This is a genomic window from Marivita lacus (assembly GCF_014637725.1).
GTDB lineage: Bacteria > Pseudomonadota > Alphaproteobacteria > Rhodobacterales > Rhodobacteraceae > Marivita > Marivita lacus.
This window is the reverse complement of the sequence record NZ_BMFC01000026.1, coordinates 1-18,361: the sequence shown is the minus strand read 5'-3', so window position 1 is coordinate 18,361 and position 18,361 is coordinate 1. Positions and strand designations below refer to the sequence as shown.

Annotated in this window: 23 protein-coding genes; 10 read left to right on the top strand and 13 right to left on the bottom strand. The window is 60.3% G+C overall.

Features of this window, described 5'->3' with window-relative positions; all coding sequences use genetic code 11:
• Positions 1 to 48: 48 nt before the first annotated feature.
• Positions 49 to 534, bottom strand: a complete 486-nt coding sequence (locus IEV82_RS22470; RefSeq protein ID WP_188484328.1) for an NUDIX hydrolase — start codon at positions 532 to 534, stop codon at positions 49 to 51.
• Between the two features lie 38 nt (positions 535 to 572).
• On the opposite strand from IEV82_RS22470, the gene IEV82_RS22465 reads away from it, so the two are divergent.
• The gene (locus IEV82_RS22465; RefSeq protein ID WP_188484330.1) at positions 573 to 1,154 is read left to right on the top strand and encodes a VOC family protein; all 582 of its coding nucleotides are present in this window, start codon (positions 573 to 575) and stop codon (positions 1,152 to 1,154) included.
• Positions 1,155 to 1,352: 198 nt separating this feature from the next.
• Positions 1,353 to 2,708, top strand: a complete 1,356-nt coding sequence (gene hemN / locus IEV82_RS22460) for an oxygen-independent coproporphyrinogen III oxidase (protein ID WP_188484327.1) — start codon at positions 1,353 to 1,355, stop codon at positions 2,706 to 2,708.
• Between the two features lie 50 nt (positions 2,709 to 2,758).
• On the opposite strand, the gene IEV82_RS22455 is transcribed toward hemN, so the two are convergent.
• From IEV82_RS22455 to IEV82_RS22420, 8 genes are read right to left on the bottom strand one after another with little or no spacing between them, the layout of a single operon-like run.
• Positions 2,759 to 3,427, bottom strand: coding sequence for an NnrU family protein (locus IEV82_RS22455; protein WP_188484326.1), 669 nt, complete (start codon positions 3,425 to 3,427; stop codon positions 2,759 to 2,761).
• On the bottom strand, positions 3,424 to 4,617 hold the full coding sequence (locus IEV82_RS22450) for an NnrS family protein (RefSeq protein ID WP_188484325.1): 1,194 nt from the start codon (positions 4,615 to 4,617) through the stop codon (positions 3,424 to 3,426). Before IEV82_RS22450 ends, IEV82_RS22455 begins: the two co-directional genes overlap by 4 nt.
• 1 nt (position 4,618) lies before the next feature.
• Entirely contained in the window at positions 4,619 to 4,867 is a 249-nt protein-coding gene (locus IEV82_RS22445) for an NnrT protein (protein WP_188484324.1), read from the bottom strand.
• Entirely contained in the window at positions 4,864 to 5,040 is a 177-nt protein-coding gene (locus IEV82_RS22440; RefSeq protein ID WP_188484323.1) for a protein NnrT, read from the bottom strand. Before IEV82_RS22440 ends, IEV82_RS22445 begins: the two co-directional genes overlap by 4 nt.
• 1 nt (position 5,041) lies before the next feature.
• Positions 5,042 to 6,925 carry a nitric oxide reductase activation protein NorD gene (locus IEV82_RS22435; protein WP_188484322.1) on the bottom strand — a complete coding sequence of 628 codons (1,884 nt, stop codon included), beginning with the start codon at positions 6,923 to 6,925 and terminating at the stop codon, positions 5,042 to 5,044.
• A gap of 5 nt (positions 6,926 to 6,930) precedes the next feature.
• Positions 6,931 to 7,725 carry a CbbQ/NirQ/NorQ/GpvN family protein gene (locus IEV82_RS22430; RefSeq protein WP_188484321.1) on the bottom strand — a complete coding sequence of 265 codons (795 nt, stop codon included), beginning with the start codon at positions 7,723 to 7,725 and terminating at the stop codon, positions 6,931 to 6,933.
• 3 nt (positions 7,726 to 7,728) lie between these two features.
• Positions 7,729 to 9,078 carry a cbb3-type cytochrome c oxidase subunit I gene (locus tag IEV82_RS22425; protein WP_188484320.1) on the bottom strand — a complete coding sequence of 450 codons (1,350 nt, stop codon included), beginning with the start codon at positions 9,076 to 9,078 and terminating at the stop codon, positions 7,729 to 7,731.
• A 12-nt stretch (positions 9,079 to 9,090) separates the two neighbouring features.
• Entirely contained in the window at positions 9,091 to 9,543 is a 453-nt protein-coding gene (locus tag IEV82_RS22420; RefSeq protein WP_188484319.1) for a c-type cytochrome, read from the bottom strand.
• A gap of 124 nt (positions 9,544 to 9,667) precedes the next feature.
• Here IEV82_RS22420 and IEV82_RS22415 point away from each other — a divergent pair, with 124 nt between their 5' ends.
• On the top strand, positions 9,668 to 9,889 hold the full coding sequence (locus IEV82_RS22415) for a DUF1858 domain-containing protein (RefSeq protein WP_188484318.1): 222 nt from the start codon (positions 9,668 to 9,670) through the stop codon (positions 9,887 to 9,889).
• On the opposite strand, the gene IEV82_RS22410 is transcribed toward IEV82_RS22415, so the two are convergent.
• Positions 9,867 to 10,589 (bottom strand): Crp/Fnr family transcriptional regulator, encoded by a 723-nt coding sequence (locus tag IEV82_RS22410; RefSeq protein WP_188484317.1) that lies wholly within the window; start codon positions 10,587 to 10,589, stop codon positions 9,867 to 9,869. The genes IEV82_RS22415 and IEV82_RS22410 overlap by 23 nt on opposite strands.
• Positions 10,590 to 10,727: 138 nt before the next feature.
• On the opposite strand from IEV82_RS22410, the gene IEV82_RS22405 reads away from it, so the two are divergent.
• The 4 genes from IEV82_RS22405 to IEV82_RS24105 all read left to right on the top strand — a co-directional run bounded on the left by IEV82_RS22405 (position 10,728) and on the right by IEV82_RS24105 (position 13,703).
• Positions 10,728 to 11,162 (top strand): pseudoazurin, encoded by a 435-nt coding sequence (locus IEV82_RS22405; RefSeq protein WP_188484316.1) that lies wholly within the window; start codon positions 10,728 to 10,730, stop codon positions 11,160 to 11,162.
• Between the two features lie 62 nt (positions 11,163 to 11,224).
• Entirely contained in the window at positions 11,225 to 12,442 is a 1,218-nt protein-coding gene (gene nirK, locus IEV82_RS22400; protein ID WP_188484315.1) for a copper-containing nitrite reductase, read from the top strand.
• A gap of 29 nt (positions 12,443 to 12,471) precedes the next feature.
• Positions 12,472 to 13,245 (top strand): formylglycine-generating enzyme family protein, encoded by a 774-nt coding sequence (locus IEV82_RS22395; protein WP_229747976.1) that lies wholly within the window; start codon positions 12,472 to 12,474, stop codon positions 13,243 to 13,245.
• 200 nt (positions 13,246 to 13,445) lie between these two features.
• Positions 13,446 to 13,703 carry a transposase gene (locus IEV82_RS24105; RefSeq protein ID WP_188484314.1) on the top strand — a complete coding sequence of 86 codons (258 nt, stop codon included), beginning with the start codon at positions 13,446 to 13,448 and terminating at the stop codon, positions 13,701 to 13,703.
• Here IEV82_RS24105 and copM read toward each other — a convergent pair.
• From copM to IEV82_RS22375, 3 genes are read right to left on the bottom strand one after another with little or no spacing between them, the layout of a single operon-like run.
• The gene (gene copM, locus IEV82_RS22385) at positions 13,654 to 15,114 is read right to left on the bottom strand and encodes a CopM family metallochaperone (RefSeq protein ID WP_188484313.1); all 1,461 of its coding nucleotides are present in this window, start codon (positions 15,112 to 15,114) and stop codon (positions 13,654 to 13,656) included. The two genes, IEV82_RS24105 and copM, sit on opposite strands and share 50 nt — an antisense overlap.
• A gap of 32 nt (positions 15,115 to 15,146) precedes the next feature.
• Positions 15,147 to 15,446 (bottom strand): DUF6522 family protein, encoded by a 300-nt coding sequence (locus IEV82_RS22380; protein WP_188484312.1) that lies wholly within the window; start codon positions 15,444 to 15,446, stop codon positions 15,147 to 15,149.
• Positions 15,447 to 15,458: 12 nt separating this feature from the next.
• Entirely contained in the window at positions 15,459 to 15,878 is a 420-nt protein-coding gene (locus IEV82_RS22375) for an RrF2 family transcriptional regulator (RefSeq protein WP_188484311.1), read from the bottom strand.
• Positions 15,879 to 16,032: 154 nt separating this feature from the next.
• Between IEV82_RS22375 and IEV82_RS22370 the strand changes: the two genes are divergently transcribed.
• The 3 genes from IEV82_RS22370 (at position 16,033) to IEV82_RS23790 (ending at position 17,781) form a co-directional block, all read left to right on the top strand.
• Entirely contained in the window at positions 16,033 to 16,296 is a 264-nt protein-coding gene (locus IEV82_RS22370) for a globin family protein (protein ID WP_188484310.1), read from the top strand.
• A gap of 544 nt (positions 16,297 to 16,840) precedes the next feature.
• Positions 16,841 to 17,617: an AI-2E family transporter gene (locus IEV82_RS22365; RefSeq protein ID WP_444543195.1), complete on the top strand. Its 777-nt coding sequence runs from the start codon at positions 16,841 to 16,843 to the stop codon at positions 17,615 to 17,617.
• Between the two features lie 5 nt (positions 17,618 to 17,622).
• A complete protein-coding gene (locus IEV82_RS23790) occupies positions 17,623 to 17,781 on the top strand; it encodes a hypothetical protein (protein ID WP_229747974.1) in 159 nt (52 codons plus the stop codon).
• Positions 17,782 to 18,361 lie beyond the last annotated feature (580 nt).

Below are 18,361 nucleotides of genomic sequence, written 5' to 3'. Positions count from 1 at the left end.
GGATCTGATCCGTCAGTGGCGACTGCGGTGCTTGTTGGGCAGCGCCTTTCATAGCAAATGGTGTTGCCACCGGGGGTTTGAAACCACAAATGCTGCTTTGCAGCATTTGTGACGCAACGTTCGGAAGCAGGGACCGGAGGACAAGCCTTTCAGCTCTGCATGGCTCTGGCAAAGACCAGTGACCGAGGCGAAAATGGTGTAGTCGCGCAAGCCGCCCAGAGGCACCGAGGCGATGGCGTGGAATTCGGCATTTCTCTGCACCGGCTGGTCCGCGTCGGCGAGAAAGCTAAAACGGATGTTGTGGTGCAAATGTGCCGACGCCACGCCGCAGGCTGGAATGCCGTGCACGTCGGTTTCGAAGATTTCCGAACCGATCGCGAGATCCTTGACACCGGGTGCCTCATGCAGATCGCGGGTGGCGACGGCCCGGACGTCCGGCTCGCCATCGCAATGCCCGCCGGAAGGCTTTTGCGCATTGTTTGAGAACCGTTCAATTCCGTTTAGCTTGTTGACGAAACTAATTTTGGGAAGCATTCACGGATAGGAAGAACACTATGTCGCAGACAAATGAAATCAGGAAGATTCAAACGCAGGGCGTGCATCACATCACGATCATTGGCGCAGATCGTCAGACCTCGATAGATTTCTGGGAAGGTGTGTTGGGAATGCCGTTCATTTTCGACCAGCCAAACCTCGACAACCCAAACGAGGGCCATCTGTACTTCGATCCCGGCGATGGCCGCCTCATCACCATCTTCACCAACGAAAACCGCAAGCGGGATGCCTCGCACGTCCCAGAGGCTACGGGATCGCTTCACCATCTTGCGCTGAATGTAAGTCAGGCGACCTTTTGGCAAGTTACTGCCCGCCTCGATGCACGTGGGGTCGAGCATTCCGGTCCGGTAGACCGTGGCTTCATGGATTCAATCTACTTTCGGGACCCACTGGGCCTCCGGTTGGAGCTTGCAAGTTATCGCTTTGAACCCCCGGAAGGCTGCCGACATGCTGACGTCATGATCGAAGCACACAAGTTCCGCGTTGTCCGAGGCGATCATCACATTGACCGGGAGCATCTTGCGGATGCAATCGAACTCCTGGTGAGGCGGCGGCAGAGCTCCTTGTCCGAAGACAGATCTCCACGGCAAGCCTACTGAGAGGCAATGGTGGTTCACCGCGCCGCGTGTAAATGCACGCTTTCCCCAAAAACACCAAGAGCAATGTCGCGCGATTTCATGACCAGTGTCGCGGAACATGCAGATATTGCGAAGACAGAGAAACTGCGGTGAAAAGTGTGTAGAAGAATTTGACCTGCAACAAAGTCATCGCCTTTGTTGTGCTGCAAACTAAGCGGCATGGAACACATAGATCATCTCAAGGCGCTTGGCCTTTTCGAAGCGCGAGTGCCGCGCTACACCTCGTATCCAACGGCAGCAGTGTTTACATCGCAGACAGGAAGTGCATTTCAACGGCAGACGTTGGAAACGCTCGACCCGCATACTCCGGTGTCGGTCTATGTGCATATCCCATTTTGCGAACGTTTATGCTGGTTCTGCGCCTGCCACACGCAAGGTACCCGGACGCTAAGCCCGGTCGAGAGCTATATCGAAACGCTGGAAGCAGAGCTCGCCCTGATGCGCGCAACGATTCCGTCCGGTCTAAGCATGGGACGGCTGCACTGGGGGGGCGGCACGCCGACAATCCTGCCGCCACACCTGATCCATCGCCTTGCCCGCGGGATAAGTGCGGTTTTTCCCCGGCATGAGGTGTTCGAGTTTTCGGTCGAGATTGATCCGACAATGGTGGACCGCGCCAAGATAGATGCGCTTGCCGCCGAGGGAATGACCCGCGCCTCGATCGGAATTCAGGACTTTGACCCGCAAGTGCAGGCCGCCATCGGACGGGAACAGCCCTTTGACGTTACCAAAGGCTGTGTTGACGATTTGCGGGCGGCGGGCATCACCTCGCTGAACACCGATCTGGTCTATGGTCTGCCGCATCAGACCGATGACCGGATCGAGGACACGATTTCAAAGGTACTCGGCTTTGCCCCCGACCGCGTGGCGCTGTTCGGTTATGCGCATGTGCCTTGGGTGTCAAAACGGCAAAAACTGATCGACGAGAGCGCGCTGCCGGATGACATGGCACGCTATAAGATGGCAACCTTGGCCGCTTCGCGATTTGGCGATGCCGGGTTGACACCGATCGGCATCGATCACTTTGCCCGCCCCGGTGACACTTTGGACACAGCGTTTCAGACGGGCCAGTTGCGGCGCAATTTTCAAGGATATACCGCCGATACTTGCCAAACGCTGATCGGGCTTGGTGCCTCCTCGATCTCCCGTTTTCCGGCTGGATATGTCCAGAATGCTCCCGCGACAGCGGCCTATATCCAGCGCATTGGCGCAGGTGATTTCGCAGGATCGCGGGGCTATATTCTGTCGGAAGAAGACACCTTGCGCGCCCGTGCCATCGAGCTTTTAATGTGTAATTTCCAGCTTGATCTGTCCGCATTGCAGGACGAATGCGGTCCTCGCGTGCAAGCCTTGAGACCGGTCCTTGAAGCTATCGCGGATATGTTCGGCAGGTTTGTAACATGGGACAATCAGCGGCTGGACATTATTCCGCAAGGCCGCTCCCTGACGCGCATGATCGCAGCCACCTTCGATCAGCACGTACCCGATCGTCTGACCTATTCCCGTGCGACCTGAGCATTTCGAACGTGTCTGAAGCTGCCTTTTCTAAAGTGGCTTTCGTGTGATTACAGGGCGGGGACGCCGATGATTACCGGATGCGCCCAGAGCAGTACGAGATAGCTTGCAAGGCCAAGTAGCAGCCGTGCAAGGCTCATCCCCCATGATCCGGGAGGCTGCAAGAGAGGCGCTCTCTGCTTGGCCGCAAATAGCGCCTGCCACCGCGTCACGCCCAATGCCCGCCGCTTGCGCCTGTCGATCAATGCCCGACCGACGACAGCAAAGCCGCCTAAAACCCCGAACAGCAGAAGATGCGCCAGATCACCGTTCGGCAAAAGGTGCAACCCGGCCCAAAGCGCCAGCGCCAGCAGGACGGGGTGGCGCGTCCAGCGGATGATGCCGGGCTGGGCGGGGTCAAACTGTTCATTCCGCGCCCCACCGAAAGAGAACGGATTGGGCCGCGCGATAGTGAAGGCAAGGATCAGGCAGACTACAAGCATGCCCGCTTGCACGACATGGCGCTGCCACGGCGCCTGGGGCCAAAGCAGCAGATGGGGGGCCTGACCCGCAGACCAGATCAGCAGGGTCAGCATCGCCAAAGACAAGGCTGAGTAGCCCCAGCCGAACCCGCGCGGCCCCACCCTGTCTGTCAGGCGCGCCTTGACAGCCGGACGCACGGGAATCGAATGGGTCAGAAAAAACGCGACAAAAACCGCTGCAAATGCGCCCCAACTCATCGCGTGGCTTCAGATTTGGGTAGCCATAGCATCGGACCATAGATCAGCACAAAGCCGCCGAATGCACCCAACCACAAAAGGCCTGAGGCATAGCTCAACATGGGCCAGAGGGGTGAGGCCAACCGCGCGACCACTGCTGCGAACAGGCACAAATAGATTGCCAAGGTGGCACTGTTCGCGTGCAGCTCCCGTCCGGTGTGACCCAACGTTGCGCGGGTCATCACCGCAAGCGTCATCGCGCCGATAGCACCTGTCATCCACAGATGTTGCGCTGCTGCGGTGCTGGACGCGCCAAGCACAAGGGCCGCGCCCAGAACCAGCGCCCCCACAGGGATGAAGGCATAGGCGGCATGCAGCACCCAGACCAGCGGATCGCGTGTCGTGTGGTGCCCCTGCCAGCGCGCCAGACGCACCAGATGCAATCCGCCAAGCACGACAATCAGACCGCCAGACTGCGGCGCAAACGGCTTTAAGACCCAGACCATCAAGACCAGAACGCTCACCAGCAACACCAGTTTGTCATAGCGCTGCATCGGTGGCGTAGGCCGCGCAGGATTATCGGTGCGCGCCAGCCAGTTACGCGTGAAGGACGGAATGATCCGCCCGCCAATCACCGCAATCATCATCACGGCGGTGGCGGCACCAAGCCGCAAGCCATAGCCCTGGGCGGCGTAATCGCCTTGCATCGCCTCGATATGGAACAACGCATTGGCCAGCGTGAACACTGAAAGCAAGGCCAGCACGAACAGGTTCTTCCAGTTCTTTCCGGCGATGATCTCGCGCAGGATCAGAACACCCAGCACGACCAGAAAGGCAAGGTCGACCACCGCGGTCACGCCTGCGGTCAAAAAGTCCGAGAAAAGAACCGCCCCGCGCCCTGCGACCCACAAGCCGAACAGCGCCGCCAGAGGCCAGCCCACCATCGGCAGACGACCTGTCCAGTTCGGAACGGCGGTCAACAAAAAACCCGCCAACACCGCGCCCAGATAGCCGAACAGGAACTCATGCGCATGCCACGATACGGGATCGAACCGCGTCGGCAGGGTGACGGTGCCGGACAGGGCCAAAAGCCATACCACCATTGCGATAGCCACCCATAGCGTCCCGAACAGAAAAAAGGGTCGGAAGCCGAAGCTGAAAAGCGCAGGCCCCCGCCATGCGCGCATCTGTTCTGCCGATGTCTGTGTCATCTCAGGTTCCTGTCTGCTCTGCGCTCGCATCCGCCACGTCGATGAGGCGGCGAATATGGCGGGCAAAATACCAAGTGGCGGGAATACCGATTAGGCATCCCAAACCGATCGACCAGCCGGTCGAAGTGACGGGACCTCCGATCCAGCTGAAGATCAGCGAGGTGAAAAAAACATTCACCGCAGCCGCGCCAGCCCCGAACGGGTAGAGCGCGAGCGCGATCTGCGTCGTGGACCACCCGTGCCGGATCATTTGCGGGACACCAGCCGTTGCACCAGCGCCAGCGCCGCGATCAGCGCTATGCTACTCATGGCGAACCAAAGCTCGGCAGTAGCCGATTGGGCTTGGGGAATGGGTCGCTCGAAACTCGATGCCAGTGCGGGGGATGCCAGCATTGTGGCAAGGATTGCGGTGAGAATACGCATGTCAGGTCTCCTGTGTTAGGGTGCGGTAGATGTCCGGAAGTGCCTTGGTCAGGCGCTCGGGGTTGGGCAGCAGGGTAAAGCCGCCGCGGCCGAAGATGCGGGCGAACCAGTCCTGGCCGTCCTCGTCGATGATGATGCCATGCAGGCTGTGCCCGGCATTGCGGGCCTCGCGCACGGCCATGTGGCTGTCTTCGATGCCATGTTGACCTTCGTAATGATCCAGATCGTTGGGCTTGCCATCGGTGAGCACGATCAACAGCTTGCGCGCGCTGGGGGCTTCGGCCAGTTGCGCGCTGACATGGCGGATCGCGGTGCCCAGACGGGTGTAGTGGCCGGGTTTCAACGCGCCGATATTGGCGGTGATGGCGGGCGACATCGGGTCCGCGAACTCCTTGCAGCGGGTCAGGAACACCCGGTCGCGCCTGAGCGACGAGAACCCCCAGATGGCCAGCCTGTCGCCTGCGGCGTCGATGCCACCGGCCAAGGCGGCCATCGCTTCGCGGGCGACCTCGATCACACTTGTGTCGCCGATGCTGGCCTCGGTCGACCGCGAGGTGTCGATCAGGAAGGCCACTGCCAGATCCCGTTCGGTTTGCCTGGCCGATTGCCAGATGCGGTCGGACCCGCGCCCGGTCGCCATCAGGTCGGCCCGCGCGGTCAGAAGCGCGTCAAGGTCAAGCTCGGTACCGTCCACCTGACGCGGTTGAAGGATGCGGCGCGGGCGCAGCGCCTCGAACTGGCGGCGCACTTCGCGCATACGGCGCTCGTTCGGCACGAAGGGCGGGCCTTCGGGCTGCGCCGGTGCATCCAGCACGCGGCAGTGATCGAGCATGTAGCTGCGGCTCCGGTGGTTCCATTCGGGGTATGTGTGCTCGCCGGCCAGCGCCTCGTGATCGGCGTCGGACGGCGACAGATCCAGATGCAGGCGCAGGCGGGTTGCTGCCTTGCGGTTCTGTTTCGACAGGGTGATCTCGTCCTGATCGTCGGCGGCCTTCTGGGCGTTCTCCTCGTCGTCATCGTCGACGCTGCGATTGATGTTCATCGACTCGACCCAGGACAGGATCGATTCGAACCGGTGGATGATGAAACTGTCCTTGCGGTTGTGCTGGTCCTGATCCTTGCGGCTGCCCAGCTTGCGCGTGGTATGCGCCGCGTTGGGCGGAGGGGCGGCAGGATCGGCCTGTTCGTCGCCTGCCGCCTTGCCCGAACCAGGCTGTGCAAAGCGCAACCAGATCGGCACGGGGGCAAAGGGCATGTGGGATTTTGCAACGGGATCGACCGTCAGTGTTGGCGCGTTGCCGCCCAGCTGGTCGCGGATGGCGCGTTCGACCATCGCTTCCTGCTGCGGTCGCAGGATGTCGGTACGGGCGCCCAGGCATAGCCTTGCCATCGCGGCATAAGCCTTTCGCAACCCCGGACAGGAAGCATAGACCGCATCCGACGCCACGATGTTCGCGCGGATTTGGGCGTAATCGTGCACCGGGCAATCGCCTTCCAGGTCGACGGTTTCGGGCAAGCCCTTGGCGGCCATTGCGGTCAGCCAGAAATAGGCTGTCCGGTTCAGCGCCGGGTCCGGAAAAGCAGCCAGAAACGGCGGCAGGGTGAGCCGTTCACCGTCAAAGCCCGCGATCCATTCGCGGTCCCGTTCCGCCCCCAGCTTGCGGCGCAGGGGGCGGCGGTGGCGGGCCAGTGTCGGCGCGGCCTCGGCCAGTTCGACACCCGCCGCACCACCGAGTGCGCGGAACAGAACGGCGAGGCTGGGCCGGACAGACGCCAGCAAAACGGCGGCATCCGGATAGGTGACCTCTGCCCCGATCCGGCTGGCCATGTCGTGCCAGATATTTCCGACCGTTTCTTCGGGGTCCATCAGATCGAGAAGGTGCATGGCTCTTATCCGTAAATTGTCGAGACCAGGTCGCGCAACGCCAGTTGCACGTCCGGCTCGTCGCTGAGCGGTTCGATGACGGCCGCTTGAAGGGCCTGATCGACCCCCATGCCGCCTGCCATCAGTGTGGCCGCATAGATCAGAAGACGGGTCGATACGCCCTCTTCGAGATCCATTCCCGACAGGTTGCGGATATGTCCCGCAAGCCGCACCAGAGGGGCCACGCGTCCGGCTTCCAGCCCGCTTTCCCGCGCCACAACGGCAATCTCTGTCTCGGCCTCGGGAAAGTCGAACGCGATCGACAGGAACCGTTGTCGCGTCGAGGGTTTGAGCCGCTTGAGCACGTTCTGGTAGCCGGGGTTATAGCTGGCCACCAGCATGAAGCCGCGCGGCGCCACCAGTTCCTCGCTCGTGCGGTCGATCATCAGCGTCCGGCGGGTGTCGGTCAGCGGGTGCAGGACGACAGTGACATCCTTGCGGGCCTCCACCACCTCGTCGAGATAGCAGATGCCGCCTTCGCGTACCGCGCGGGTCAGCGGGCCATCAACCCAGACAGTCTCGCCCCCCTTGAGCAGGTAGCGCCCGATCAGGTCGGCCGCTGACAGGTCATCATGGCAGGCGACGGTATAAAGCGGCTTTCCCAACCGCGCCGCCATGTGTTCGACAAAGCGCGTCTTGCCACAGCCGGTGGGCCCCTTCAGAAGAAGGGGCAAACCGTGGTCATAGGCCGTTTCGAACAGGTCGCATTCGCGGCCGGTGGGTTGGTAGAACGGCAGGGTTGGCGTGACTTGCATGTTCATGGCTCATTCTCCGGGAACTGGGTTGGCGCTGCCGGGGGTGATCACCTCGGACTTGCGGACAACCATGATGGAATAGATGAACAGGATTGCCCCGATCACCACGGCCAGACCGGCCCCCCAGCGCATCAGGTAGAAGATCGACAGGCTGTCCTGCACGTCCATGTAGTAGTCACCTACGACGCGCTGCATGTGGGTCTGGATGGTGCCCGCGAAGGTCAGCACGAAGGTCATGAAGGCCATGCCGCCGGTCATCAGCCAGAAGGACGCCATGTTGAGCACCTGGTTATAGGGCGCGCGTTCCCGCAGCATCGGCATCGCATAGGTGAACACCGCGAGGTTCAGGGCGACATAGGCGCCGTAGAAGGCAAGGTGGCCATGCGCTGCGGTGATCTGCGTGCCGTGGCTGTAGTAGTTCACCCCGTGCAGCGTGTGCAGGAACCCCCAGACACCCGCACCAAAGAAGGCGACGGTGGAAGACCCCAGCGACCACAGAAGGGCAGCCTTGTTCGGGTGGTTCTTGCGGCCCTTCCAGACCATGACGAAGGCAAAGCTCATCATCAGGAAGAAGGGGATAACCTCGAAGGTCGAGAAGATGGACCCGATCCACTGCCAGTAGCCCGGCAGACCGATCCAGTAGAAGTGGTGCCCGGTGCCGAGGATGCCCGAGAAAAGCGCGGTGGCGACGATGACGTAGAGCCATTTCTCCACCACTTCGCGGTCAACGCCGGTCAGCTTGAGCAACAGGAAGGCAAGGATCGACGCCATCACCAGTTCCCAGGTCGCCTCGACCCAGAGGTGCACGACGAACCACCAGTACATCTTGTCCAGCGACAGGTTGTCGGGGTTGATGAACGCAAAGATCCACAACAGCGACAACAGCCACATGCCCATCAGCAGCACGTTGGTGATCGCTGTCTTCTTGCCGGCCAAAACAGTCATCGACACGTTGAGCAGGAAGATGAGTGCGGCGACGAGGATGCCGAACTTGACCCACAGGGGCTGTTCGAGGAATTCGCGTCCGCCGTGAATGCCGACGAGGTACGACCCGACGGCCCCGAGCGTACCCACGACGAGAATGATCAACTGGAGATAAGCCAATTTCGGTGACCAGATTTCCCGTTCCGATTCCTCGGGGATGAGGAAATAGGCGGCCCCGAAGAAGCCCAGCAACAGCCAGACGATCAGCGCATTGGTGTGGATCATGCGGATGATGTTGAAGGGCAGGACCTCTGCCAGGAAATTTGGCGAGACATAGACCCACCCGGCCAGCAACCCGCCCAGCACCTGGATGCCGAACAGCGCCATCGCGGCGAGGAAGTACCAGTACGCCACCTTTTGAGATTGATATTTCATCTGTGTATCTCCTTATCCGGCATCGTTGGGCGGCCAGCCCTGCGTGTCTGTCTGGTCGGCCCAGCGCAAAAATTCCGCGAGACCGCGAATGTCCTCGTCGGTCATCTCGTAGCGGGGCATCTGCCTGCGGCCTTCGATGCCGCTGGGTTGGCTTTCAATCCAGCTCTTGAGGATTTCGAACGCGTCCTCGGGGCTGTCCTGCACGCCCCAGCGGGTCATCACGTTGCCGACCTCGGGGGCGAAATAGGCACCTTCGCCGTGCAGGCTGTGGCAGTTGATGCAGGAGTTCTCCTCCCAGACATGTTTGCCGCGAATGACTGCGTCGCTCAGTGGCATTCCGGCCGTGGACACTTCGACAACGTATTTGTGTGAATGGACGGTCATCCCCACGAAGATCACGACAAAAAAGATCGAGCCCCCGTAGAAGATGTTGCGCGCCCGCGATTTCGTAAGGAATTCAGCCATCTCGCGGCCTCCGTTGAAAGGTGGATGCCACTGCTTTTAAAGGCCGGAAGGGATCGCAGTTTGCGCCAGCACAACGTTTGACGCAGTTCCTTAGCTAACTTGGCTGTCAGGAAGTGAGGACCGTATGACAACCGACCGTCTCGATGACCCTGACCTGCCGCTGGACGACCTCATGGCACGCTGGCCGGAAACCATCCCGGTGTTCATCCGTCACCGGATGCTCTGCGTCGAATGTCTGGTCAGCCCCTTTCATACGGTCACCGACGCCTGTGGCGAATACGGTCTGGACGTCGACAGGTTCTACCGCGAACTCACAGGTGCTGTCACACCGTTGCGGATGAAATAAGGACAAGCTGGTGCGGATCGCAGACCGTGATCCGCTTGCGCTGGCTTGCCACCAAACCTTGCTTTTCCCAAGCGCTTAGCATCCGGCTGACGGTATGCAGCGTCGTGCCGGTCAGTTCCGACAGATCCTGACGGGTGATGGGAAAGTCGATCTGGATTCCGCCCGCCACCTTGCGCCCGGTCTGGTTGATCAAGCGCAGAAGCGCATTGGCCACCCGTTGCTCCACCTGAAGCGTCGCCATCTCCATGATGCGGGTGTTCATCTCGCCGATCCGGTTGCCCACGGTCTTGTAGGTCTGGGTGGCAAAACCGGGATAATCGGCCACGAATTGATCCCACAGCCGCGTCGGCCATGACAGGGCCAGCGATTCCGCCGCGGTGATCGCCGTCGCGGGATAGGTGTCGCGCCCCAGCGCCCGTGCGATGCCGAACAACTGCCCGCTGGGAATGTGCAGTGCGATCACCTGCTCGCCCTGCGGCGAGATCCGCACCACGCGAATATAGCCGTCCAGCAGCATGAAAAACCGCTCCGCCTCATGCCCCTCCTCGAAAATCGCGGTGCCGATGTCGTAGCGGCGCGAACTGGCCTGATCCAGAATCTCGCGGATCTGGCGTGGGTCGAGCTGCGAAAAGGGCGGCAGATGCGTCAGCAAACTCTCGTCCAGCCGAAGCTGCTGCTTGGGGCGTCTGGCGTATTTCATCGGGCCATCCTCGACTGCCGCCGTTTGCGGTTCTTGATTCAGATCAAGAAAAACAGGCTGTTTTTGTTGTGCCCGCACAAAGTTCGGGCGCTCGAAACCTCTATCACTGATCCCGACGAAACACGAAAGGATAAGATAATGTTCAAGACATTCGCCTCCGCCCTCGCTCTCTCGGTCTCTCTCGGGGGGGCTGCTTTCGCGGAAACCCATGAGGTCAAAATGCTCAACAAGGGCGCTGACGGCGAACGCATGGTGTTCGAACCTGCGTTCCTGCAAATCGTCGCCGGCGACACCGTGGTCTTCCTGCCCACCGACAAAAGCCATAACGCGGAAACACTCGCCGAGATGATCCCCGAAGAAGCCGAAGGTTTCGAAGGCAAGATCAACCAGCAGGTGGAATACACTTTCGACGTGGAGGGCCTCTACGGTGTGATCTGCAAGCCCCATTACGCGATGGGCATGGTCATGACGATCGAAGTTGGTGACGTAGACGCAGCGCCTGCCAGCTACTTCGAAGGCCGCATGCCCAAGAAAGCCAAGGAACGGTTCGACGCGCAGATGTCGAACCTCTGACCCCCGATTTTCGGTGTGCGGGCATGACGCTCGCCACCTCTCTCAGCCTCACGGAGGACACCATGACCACCTTTTTCAACCCCGGAGCCTTGAAGACCAGCCGCCGCAACGTCTTGCGCGGGTCGGTGCTGGCCGGTGCCGCCGCCCTGACCGGAGCCAGCGCCATGGCCGTGCCCCGCGCACCCAAACTGGACATTGCCAATCGCACCTCGGCCAAGCTTTACGAAGCCTCTGCCAATCCGGCGACCGAATCTACCGCCAAGACCGCCGATTTGTCCGGTTATACCCGCGTCCGCCAAGAGATGGTGGCCCCGCCCTATGCCCCCGAACATGAACAGATCGCCACGGGCGGTCCCAAGATCATCGAAGTTCTTCTGGAAACCACCGAGCGTCTGATGGTCGTGGACGAAGACACCGGCGCCAGCATCTGGGCGCTGACTTTCAACGGTTCAGTCCCCGGCCCGCTGATCATCTGCCACGAGGGCGACATGGTCGAAGTGACCCTGCGCAACCCGGAAACCAGCATGATGGAGCATAATATTGACTTCCACGCTGCAACGGGTGCCTTGGGCGGCGGTGGCCTGACCCATGTTTACCCCGGCGAGGAATGCGTGCTGCGCTGGAAGGCGACGAAACCGGGCTGCTTTACCTATCACTGCGCGCCGGGCGGAGCGATGATCCCCTATCACGTCACCCACGGCATGAACGGCGCGGTCATGGTGCTGCCGCGGGACGGCCTTAAGGACCGGGACGGCAACCCGCTGAAATACGACAAGATCGCCTATATCGGCGAGCAGGATTACTACCTGCCGAAAGACGAGAACGGCGACTACAGATCCTATGACGCGGCGGGTGACGACTATGCCGACAGCCTCGATGCGATGCGCACTCTGACACCCACACATTGCGTGTTCAACGGCGCAGTGGGGGCCATCACGGGCGAGAACGCGATGCAGTTCAACGTGGGCGAGACCGTGTTGATGATTCACAATCAGGCCAACCGCGACACGCGGCCCCACCTGATCGGCGGTCATGGCAACTATGTGTGGGAGACATCCTTCAGCGAAGCACCCTTGACCGGGCTTGAGACATGGTTCGTGCGCGGCGGGACCGCGATGGCGGCGATGTATACGTTCGAACAGCCAGGGGTTTACGCCTATGTGAACCACAACCTTATCGAAGCGGCCCTTCTGGGCGCGACCGCTCATTTCGTCGTGCAGGGCGATTGGGACAATGACCTGATGGAACAGGTCGTCGCACCCCGTCCCTTCGAAGCCTGAAAACATAGCAGCATCTGAAAGGACGCCCGATGACTGCCACCCCGCCACGCCGCTCAGCACTGACTACAACATCATTTGGTTTGCTGACTCTGGCATTGGGACTGGGGATGGTGGTCATCACCGGGGCTGCGCTGACCCTGCGCAGTCCCGATTCCACCCTTTTGCCCATCATGGCCGATCATCCCGTGGTGTTGGCTGAAGGGCGCAAGCTTTATGTGCAGCGCCACGAGGTCACCATAGCTGAGTGGAACATCTGCGCCGCTGAAGGGGCATGCACGCTGGAAATGCGCGTACGGTCCCATAACGATCCGGCAACCACACCGGCCACCGGCCTTAGCTATGTGGATGTGCAGGAATATATCGTCTGGATCAACGAAGCCTCCGGACATGATTTCCGCCTGCCTCATGCCGCTGAATGGGATGCCATGGCCGCCGCGGTGCTGCACAAGCGGCCCGCACCGATCTTTACCGATCCTGCGCTGGCATGGGCCTCAGGGTATCTGACCGAAGGGATCGTGCCACGCGCGCTGAAACAGCAAGGGCATTTCTCGACCTCGCCAGAGGGGATTTCCGACCTTGACGGCAGTGTCTGGGAATGGACGCAGGATTGCTATGCAGGCACCGCCGCCGATGCTGATCCGGCTTGGTGCCCGGCCTATGTCGTGAGCGGCGAGCATGTCGCGGTGATCCCCTACCTTACCCGCGACCCGGCCAACGGCGGCTGTGCCGTCGGCATGCCACCCGCCCATCTTGGCATGCGCTTGGTTACCGATAGTCCACTTGGAAATTCGCCAGCCCAATGATGAACGGCACGTTCAGCACCGTGTCCTAATCAGTACGAAGCTGCTGCACAATTTGAGCACGGGATTTCTTTAGTGAATCCGGTACGAAAGCCGAGGTGGATGAGACACCCCGTATCTCCGATCTACACGACGCAAAACTTTTCAGCCGATAGTCAAGCGTAGAGGCACCATGGTTCGATCGTGATCTGTTTCGACCCAGAATGAGCTGGCATATTGCGTTGACTGATAAGCGCGGCCCTCAGCAAAGCTACGTCGACGACGGCATACGGTCTTACCTGTCAAGGAAAATGTTGTTCGGCATGGGCCTTTCGCAGACGACCGGGTTTGTTGGGAACCTTTTGCATTTGATCCGCCGTGACTGGACGATACCCTTATTCAGAATGCTGATGCGGCACCGAAGAGAGCGGGTCAGCTGTCCGGCACCTGGATCCCACGCGCCTCGAGCCATGCGTGCATAGCGTCGATCTCCTGAAGCTGTTCAGCGATGATGTGGCGCGCCAGCTCCATGTTTTCCGGGTCGGAACCGGTGGCGAGCTGGATGCGAGCCATGTCGATGGCGCCCTGATGGTGCGGGATCATCCCGAGGACGAAGGCGACATCGCGGTCCTCGTGCTGGAGGCCGGCCATCATCTCGTCGTGCATCTTCACCATCGACTGCGCATAGGCGCTGGCGACGGCAGTATCGTCGAGTCCGACCGCCTCGACTTGCGGAAGTTCCTCTCCGTCTCGCAGGGTCGCCAACGCCTGAGGACCGTGCGGGTGCTCGGTCGAGTAGGAATGCGTGGCCATCTCTCCCTGTGCCGCCCGGATCTCGGCCATAGTCTGGGTGTCAGTGCCGTAGAAGGCAGCGTGTAGGCCCCAGTAGGCGGTTACAAAAATCAGCAACGCTCCGGTCAATCCGATAGGCACGCCGATAAGTGCGCGTCTGATCCAGGACCAGAAGTTCAGCTCACGGGTGTGGTCGGCCGCGATGACGATGATGATGGCCATGATCAACGCATGTCCAATCAGGTCAACCCGCCCAAAGGGATAGACCGCGGTGATGAAGATCACCAGAAGGGCAAGGGCGGAAAGGCGCCGGACAAGTGGTGTGGCGAGCAAACCAAAACCCATGGTGAATTCAGCAACACCTGCCATAGGAATGAAGATGTCGCGCGGGAGACCAAAGGTCAGAAATGGCTTTTCGTCGACGAGAGGATAGAACCACTCGGGATAGGCGAATTTCTCGAGGCTTGACCACATCAGGGCGATGGCGACGCCCCAGCGGAGCACCTCGAACCGGTGTTTGCGCCAGTCCGGACGATCCGAGGATTCGAGGACGAGGTAGGCCGCGACGGCAACGCCGAGCGCGAGATAGTCGAGCAGATGGAAGGGATCGTAGTCGCGCAGCGCGAGCACCCAGAGAAAGATGATGCCCGCAGCGGAAAACGGCATGGTCTTTCTCGACACGATCCCGGCCGCAATCAATAGCTGAAGCCAACTGACCCACTCAGCCGGTGTCTTCAGATCCGGCGTCAGGTAGACCCCGCCAACAGAAAAAATGGCGACGAAGAAGCCGGCGATCATGATGCGGACGAAGTCGTCGAGTCTGAGCCAGAGTGGGTTAGTTGCGCGGTCCATGGCATCGAGCGCCCTCTCCCCAAAGACAGTGCGTTCGACGAGCCGCGTGACAATGAAGAAGGCCAGAACCAGGATGATCCCGGTCCAGAACCAAGGGTCGTTCAGGGTTCGGATGATGGGCGCCGGTGCAGCGTCGACGATGTAAGGTGCGAACCACTTTACGTGGGCCGAAGCCGCGACCGGTGCCAGCGCACCGGTGAGCGCGAGGGCGGCACCGAGGCCGGGATTTCGAGGGAAGGAAGGTAACATTGTAGAGCTTCTTTCTTGTGAGGAATTGGCGGTCAGGTCTTGAGGCTCATGGTTGCGAGCTCGATCGGACCAGTCTTTGGCGCATGAGCAGGAAAGGTGGCACGCCACAGGATCGTGCCCTTGTCATCCACGACAATGCGGAGCGCGCGGCCAGCGTAGTAGAAGGTCAGCCGCCACCGACCGGCATCCCGATCGATACCGGTCTCGCAGCGGCTGGTGATCTCTCCGCAACGAAGCTTCGCCGGAACATCTGCGGGCGGGATACCGAAAGCGGTGCTCAGGACGTCCGCATCTACGACGAAGCCGTCGGTCGTGATGGACACGTCACTCATCGCATTCTCCTTTCAGGCTACGACCGGAGCCGGCGCTGGCAAAGCGATATCAGCCAGCGTCGAGCGGTCGAGTTCTGCCAGAAAAGCCGCTTCCGCTGCTTGGAGCTTTCCATTCAAACGACAGGCTGGAGATACCGTGCAGGCGCCATCTGGCGCGAAGCAATCGACCAGTGCCTGGTCGTGTTCGAGGAGGCGCACAAGAGTTCCGAGACCGAATTCGTCAGCCGGGCGGGAGAGCATTGCGCCACCGCCCGCACCGCGGCGGGTGGCTACTATATCGTGGCGCGCGAGGTGTTGGACGATCTTGTCGAGGTGATTGCGGGAGAGGCCAAACTCGTCTGCGATCTCAGCGGTCGAGAAGGCTCGATCGGGTTCGCTCGACATACGCATAAGCGCGCGGAGGCCGTAATCTGTGAAGCTGGTCAGGCGCATTCGATCCTCTCACCATAAATAGGTATTTAAAATACCTATATGGATCCCATCCGAATCTTGCAACAATGCTCAGGCCTGATCCGTAATGTCCGAGACACAAAACTCCCTTTCGCCAATCCGATCTGCGCGGCCCGCCATGACTTTGGAGACTATGGTGAAAACTGGCATCAGCGAGGCGGTGCTGACCGACCGCGAAAAAGGCTTCTATAGGAAAATCCGCGTCGATCCGGTGCTCGGTCCGACCTTTGCAGAGCGAGTTACCAACTGGGAGCTACATCTCGCGAAGATGGTGAATTTCTGGTCCTTGATCGCGCTGATGACCGCGACGCGCCTGAAAGTCCGTTTCGGACTCATTCCAGCACAGGAGCACCCTTCCGGTGCCCGGCTGTCCGTTGAGATGTCGTGCAAAGTAGTGTGACGAGCTCATGTTCGCTCCGAATTCTGGTTCAACTTATTAGACAGGATCTCGGACCGTTCGACCTGGCCCCAAAAATTCACGCTCTAGGGGCGTTAAGAGATCGTTTCGCGAGTCTTTGAGATACATGAGTCTATACATCACGACCGTCGAGGTTGCGATCATGGCTACCGAAGCGGCCATAGCCGCTACCGATACTATGCTGATGGGTGTCGTGTGGGTCCACAGCATGATTTTTACGAGGTGGCATTGTCTATCTTTTCTGTAAATCCCTCAGGTGTGTAACGAAAATGCAATTCCCATGGTTCCCGAGAAGGAACGCTGCTTGCAAAGCGGTGAAGAACTTGAGCAGACCGTCCTGCGCTATGTCCATCTCTACAACAGCCAACGCCCATCGACGCGCTAAAGGATTGGCAAAAGCCCAGGCCAGAATTTTTCAGGAAGCGGCCGCATAATCATGCGGGATGCGACACCTAACGAAGCTGCCGCTGTAGCCGCCATAACCAGCCGCAGACGGAACCGATCCCGTGATTGAGTGTTGATAAGCATGAGCTCAGTCAACCCCAGTCGGCGGTCGGTTTCGTTGGTGGTCATCCTCGTCACGCTCCTGTTCCTGCTCATCATCGCGCCGGACGTCTTGCTGGTTGTCTTCGCAGGCTTGCTGATCGCGGTCCTGCTCGACGGCGGCGGCACCTTCATTGCGCGGCACGTCGGATTGGCGCGGGGATGGGGCATCGGCATCTTCATCTTGCTGATGATCGGCGTGCTCGCAGCAGCCGTGATGGCTTTCGCACCTGCGGCCGTCTCGCAATTCAACCAGTTGACCGAGGAGATCCCATCCGCGATCGAGGAGCTGCGCGGGCGGATCGAGGAGTTCGCGTGGGGCGAGCGGCTTCTGGAGAGCGCAAATCCAGCAGGGCTGGTGTCGGGTGAAGGCGGCAAGGCTGCCGCGACTGCCGTGACCAGCACCTTCGGCGCGCTCGGCAACTTCATCATCATTCTGTTCATCGGCCTTTACGGCGCGCTTGACCCTGACTGTTACCGCCGCGGGCTCATCGCGCTCCTTGCGCCGTCTATCCGCAAGCGGGGCAACCAGGTGCTCGGCAAGGCGGGGTTGACCGTACAGAAATGGCTGATCGCCCAGCTGATGGCGATGAGCGTGGTCGGCTTGCTCACCTGGTTTGGTCTCTGGCTGCTCGGCATTCCACTGGCCTTCATTCTTGGCCTCATCGCGGCTCTGCTGGCCTTCATCCCGAACATCGGCCCGGTACTCGCCGCCGTACCTGCGATCCTTCTGGCGCTTCCGGAANTCCGGTCCTCATAATTTCCATGCAGCTCCTGCTGGGCGTGCTCTTTGGCCTCTTGGGCCTCGCTCTCGCTACCCCGCTCGCCGCGGTTGGGATGACGCTGGTCCGCGAAGTATATGTCGGTGATTACCTCGAGCGTGAGGACGAGACGATTGTCGGCGCAGGGCAACTGCGACCCTGACGCGCATGGCGGGAAGGCAATATCTTGACGTTGGTACGCAGGCGGTGCTGGTGTCCACACGCCCAAATCAGCTGGACTGCACCTACATCGAGGGCGACGAGGACATCGGCCGCGCTCTTCCAAGAACACACAAGGTGCGCGTTGATCGTCTCAGAGCTCCATCGGTCTGGCCTCGGTGCAGGCATGCCGCGACGCAGCGGGTGGCCCACTCGCTGCGCCATGCGAATGTCAGCTTCCGTCGGCGCGACCTTACAGGCTCGCGACCGCAGCGAATTCACACTTTCCGCCCCTTCTGCTGTATGTCAGGGACGGCCCAGACCTGATACTAACGACTGTGGTGCAGAATCTCTGGTTCCAGTGAGCTGCTGACAGTCGTATGCGACGTCCGGTAAACGAGTGTGGACCTTTTCTGAATATTCGATGCATCGCTCCTTAAGCATAATCGGCAACCAAGGGTAGTGTCCACGGACGTGGTGGACTTTCACATCGCGCTGGCGGTGTAACCGGGGTGGCCATCGAGGATGTCGGTTATGGTGGAGTTTGCAAGCTTCAACCACGAACCGATGGAGACCCCGATGAC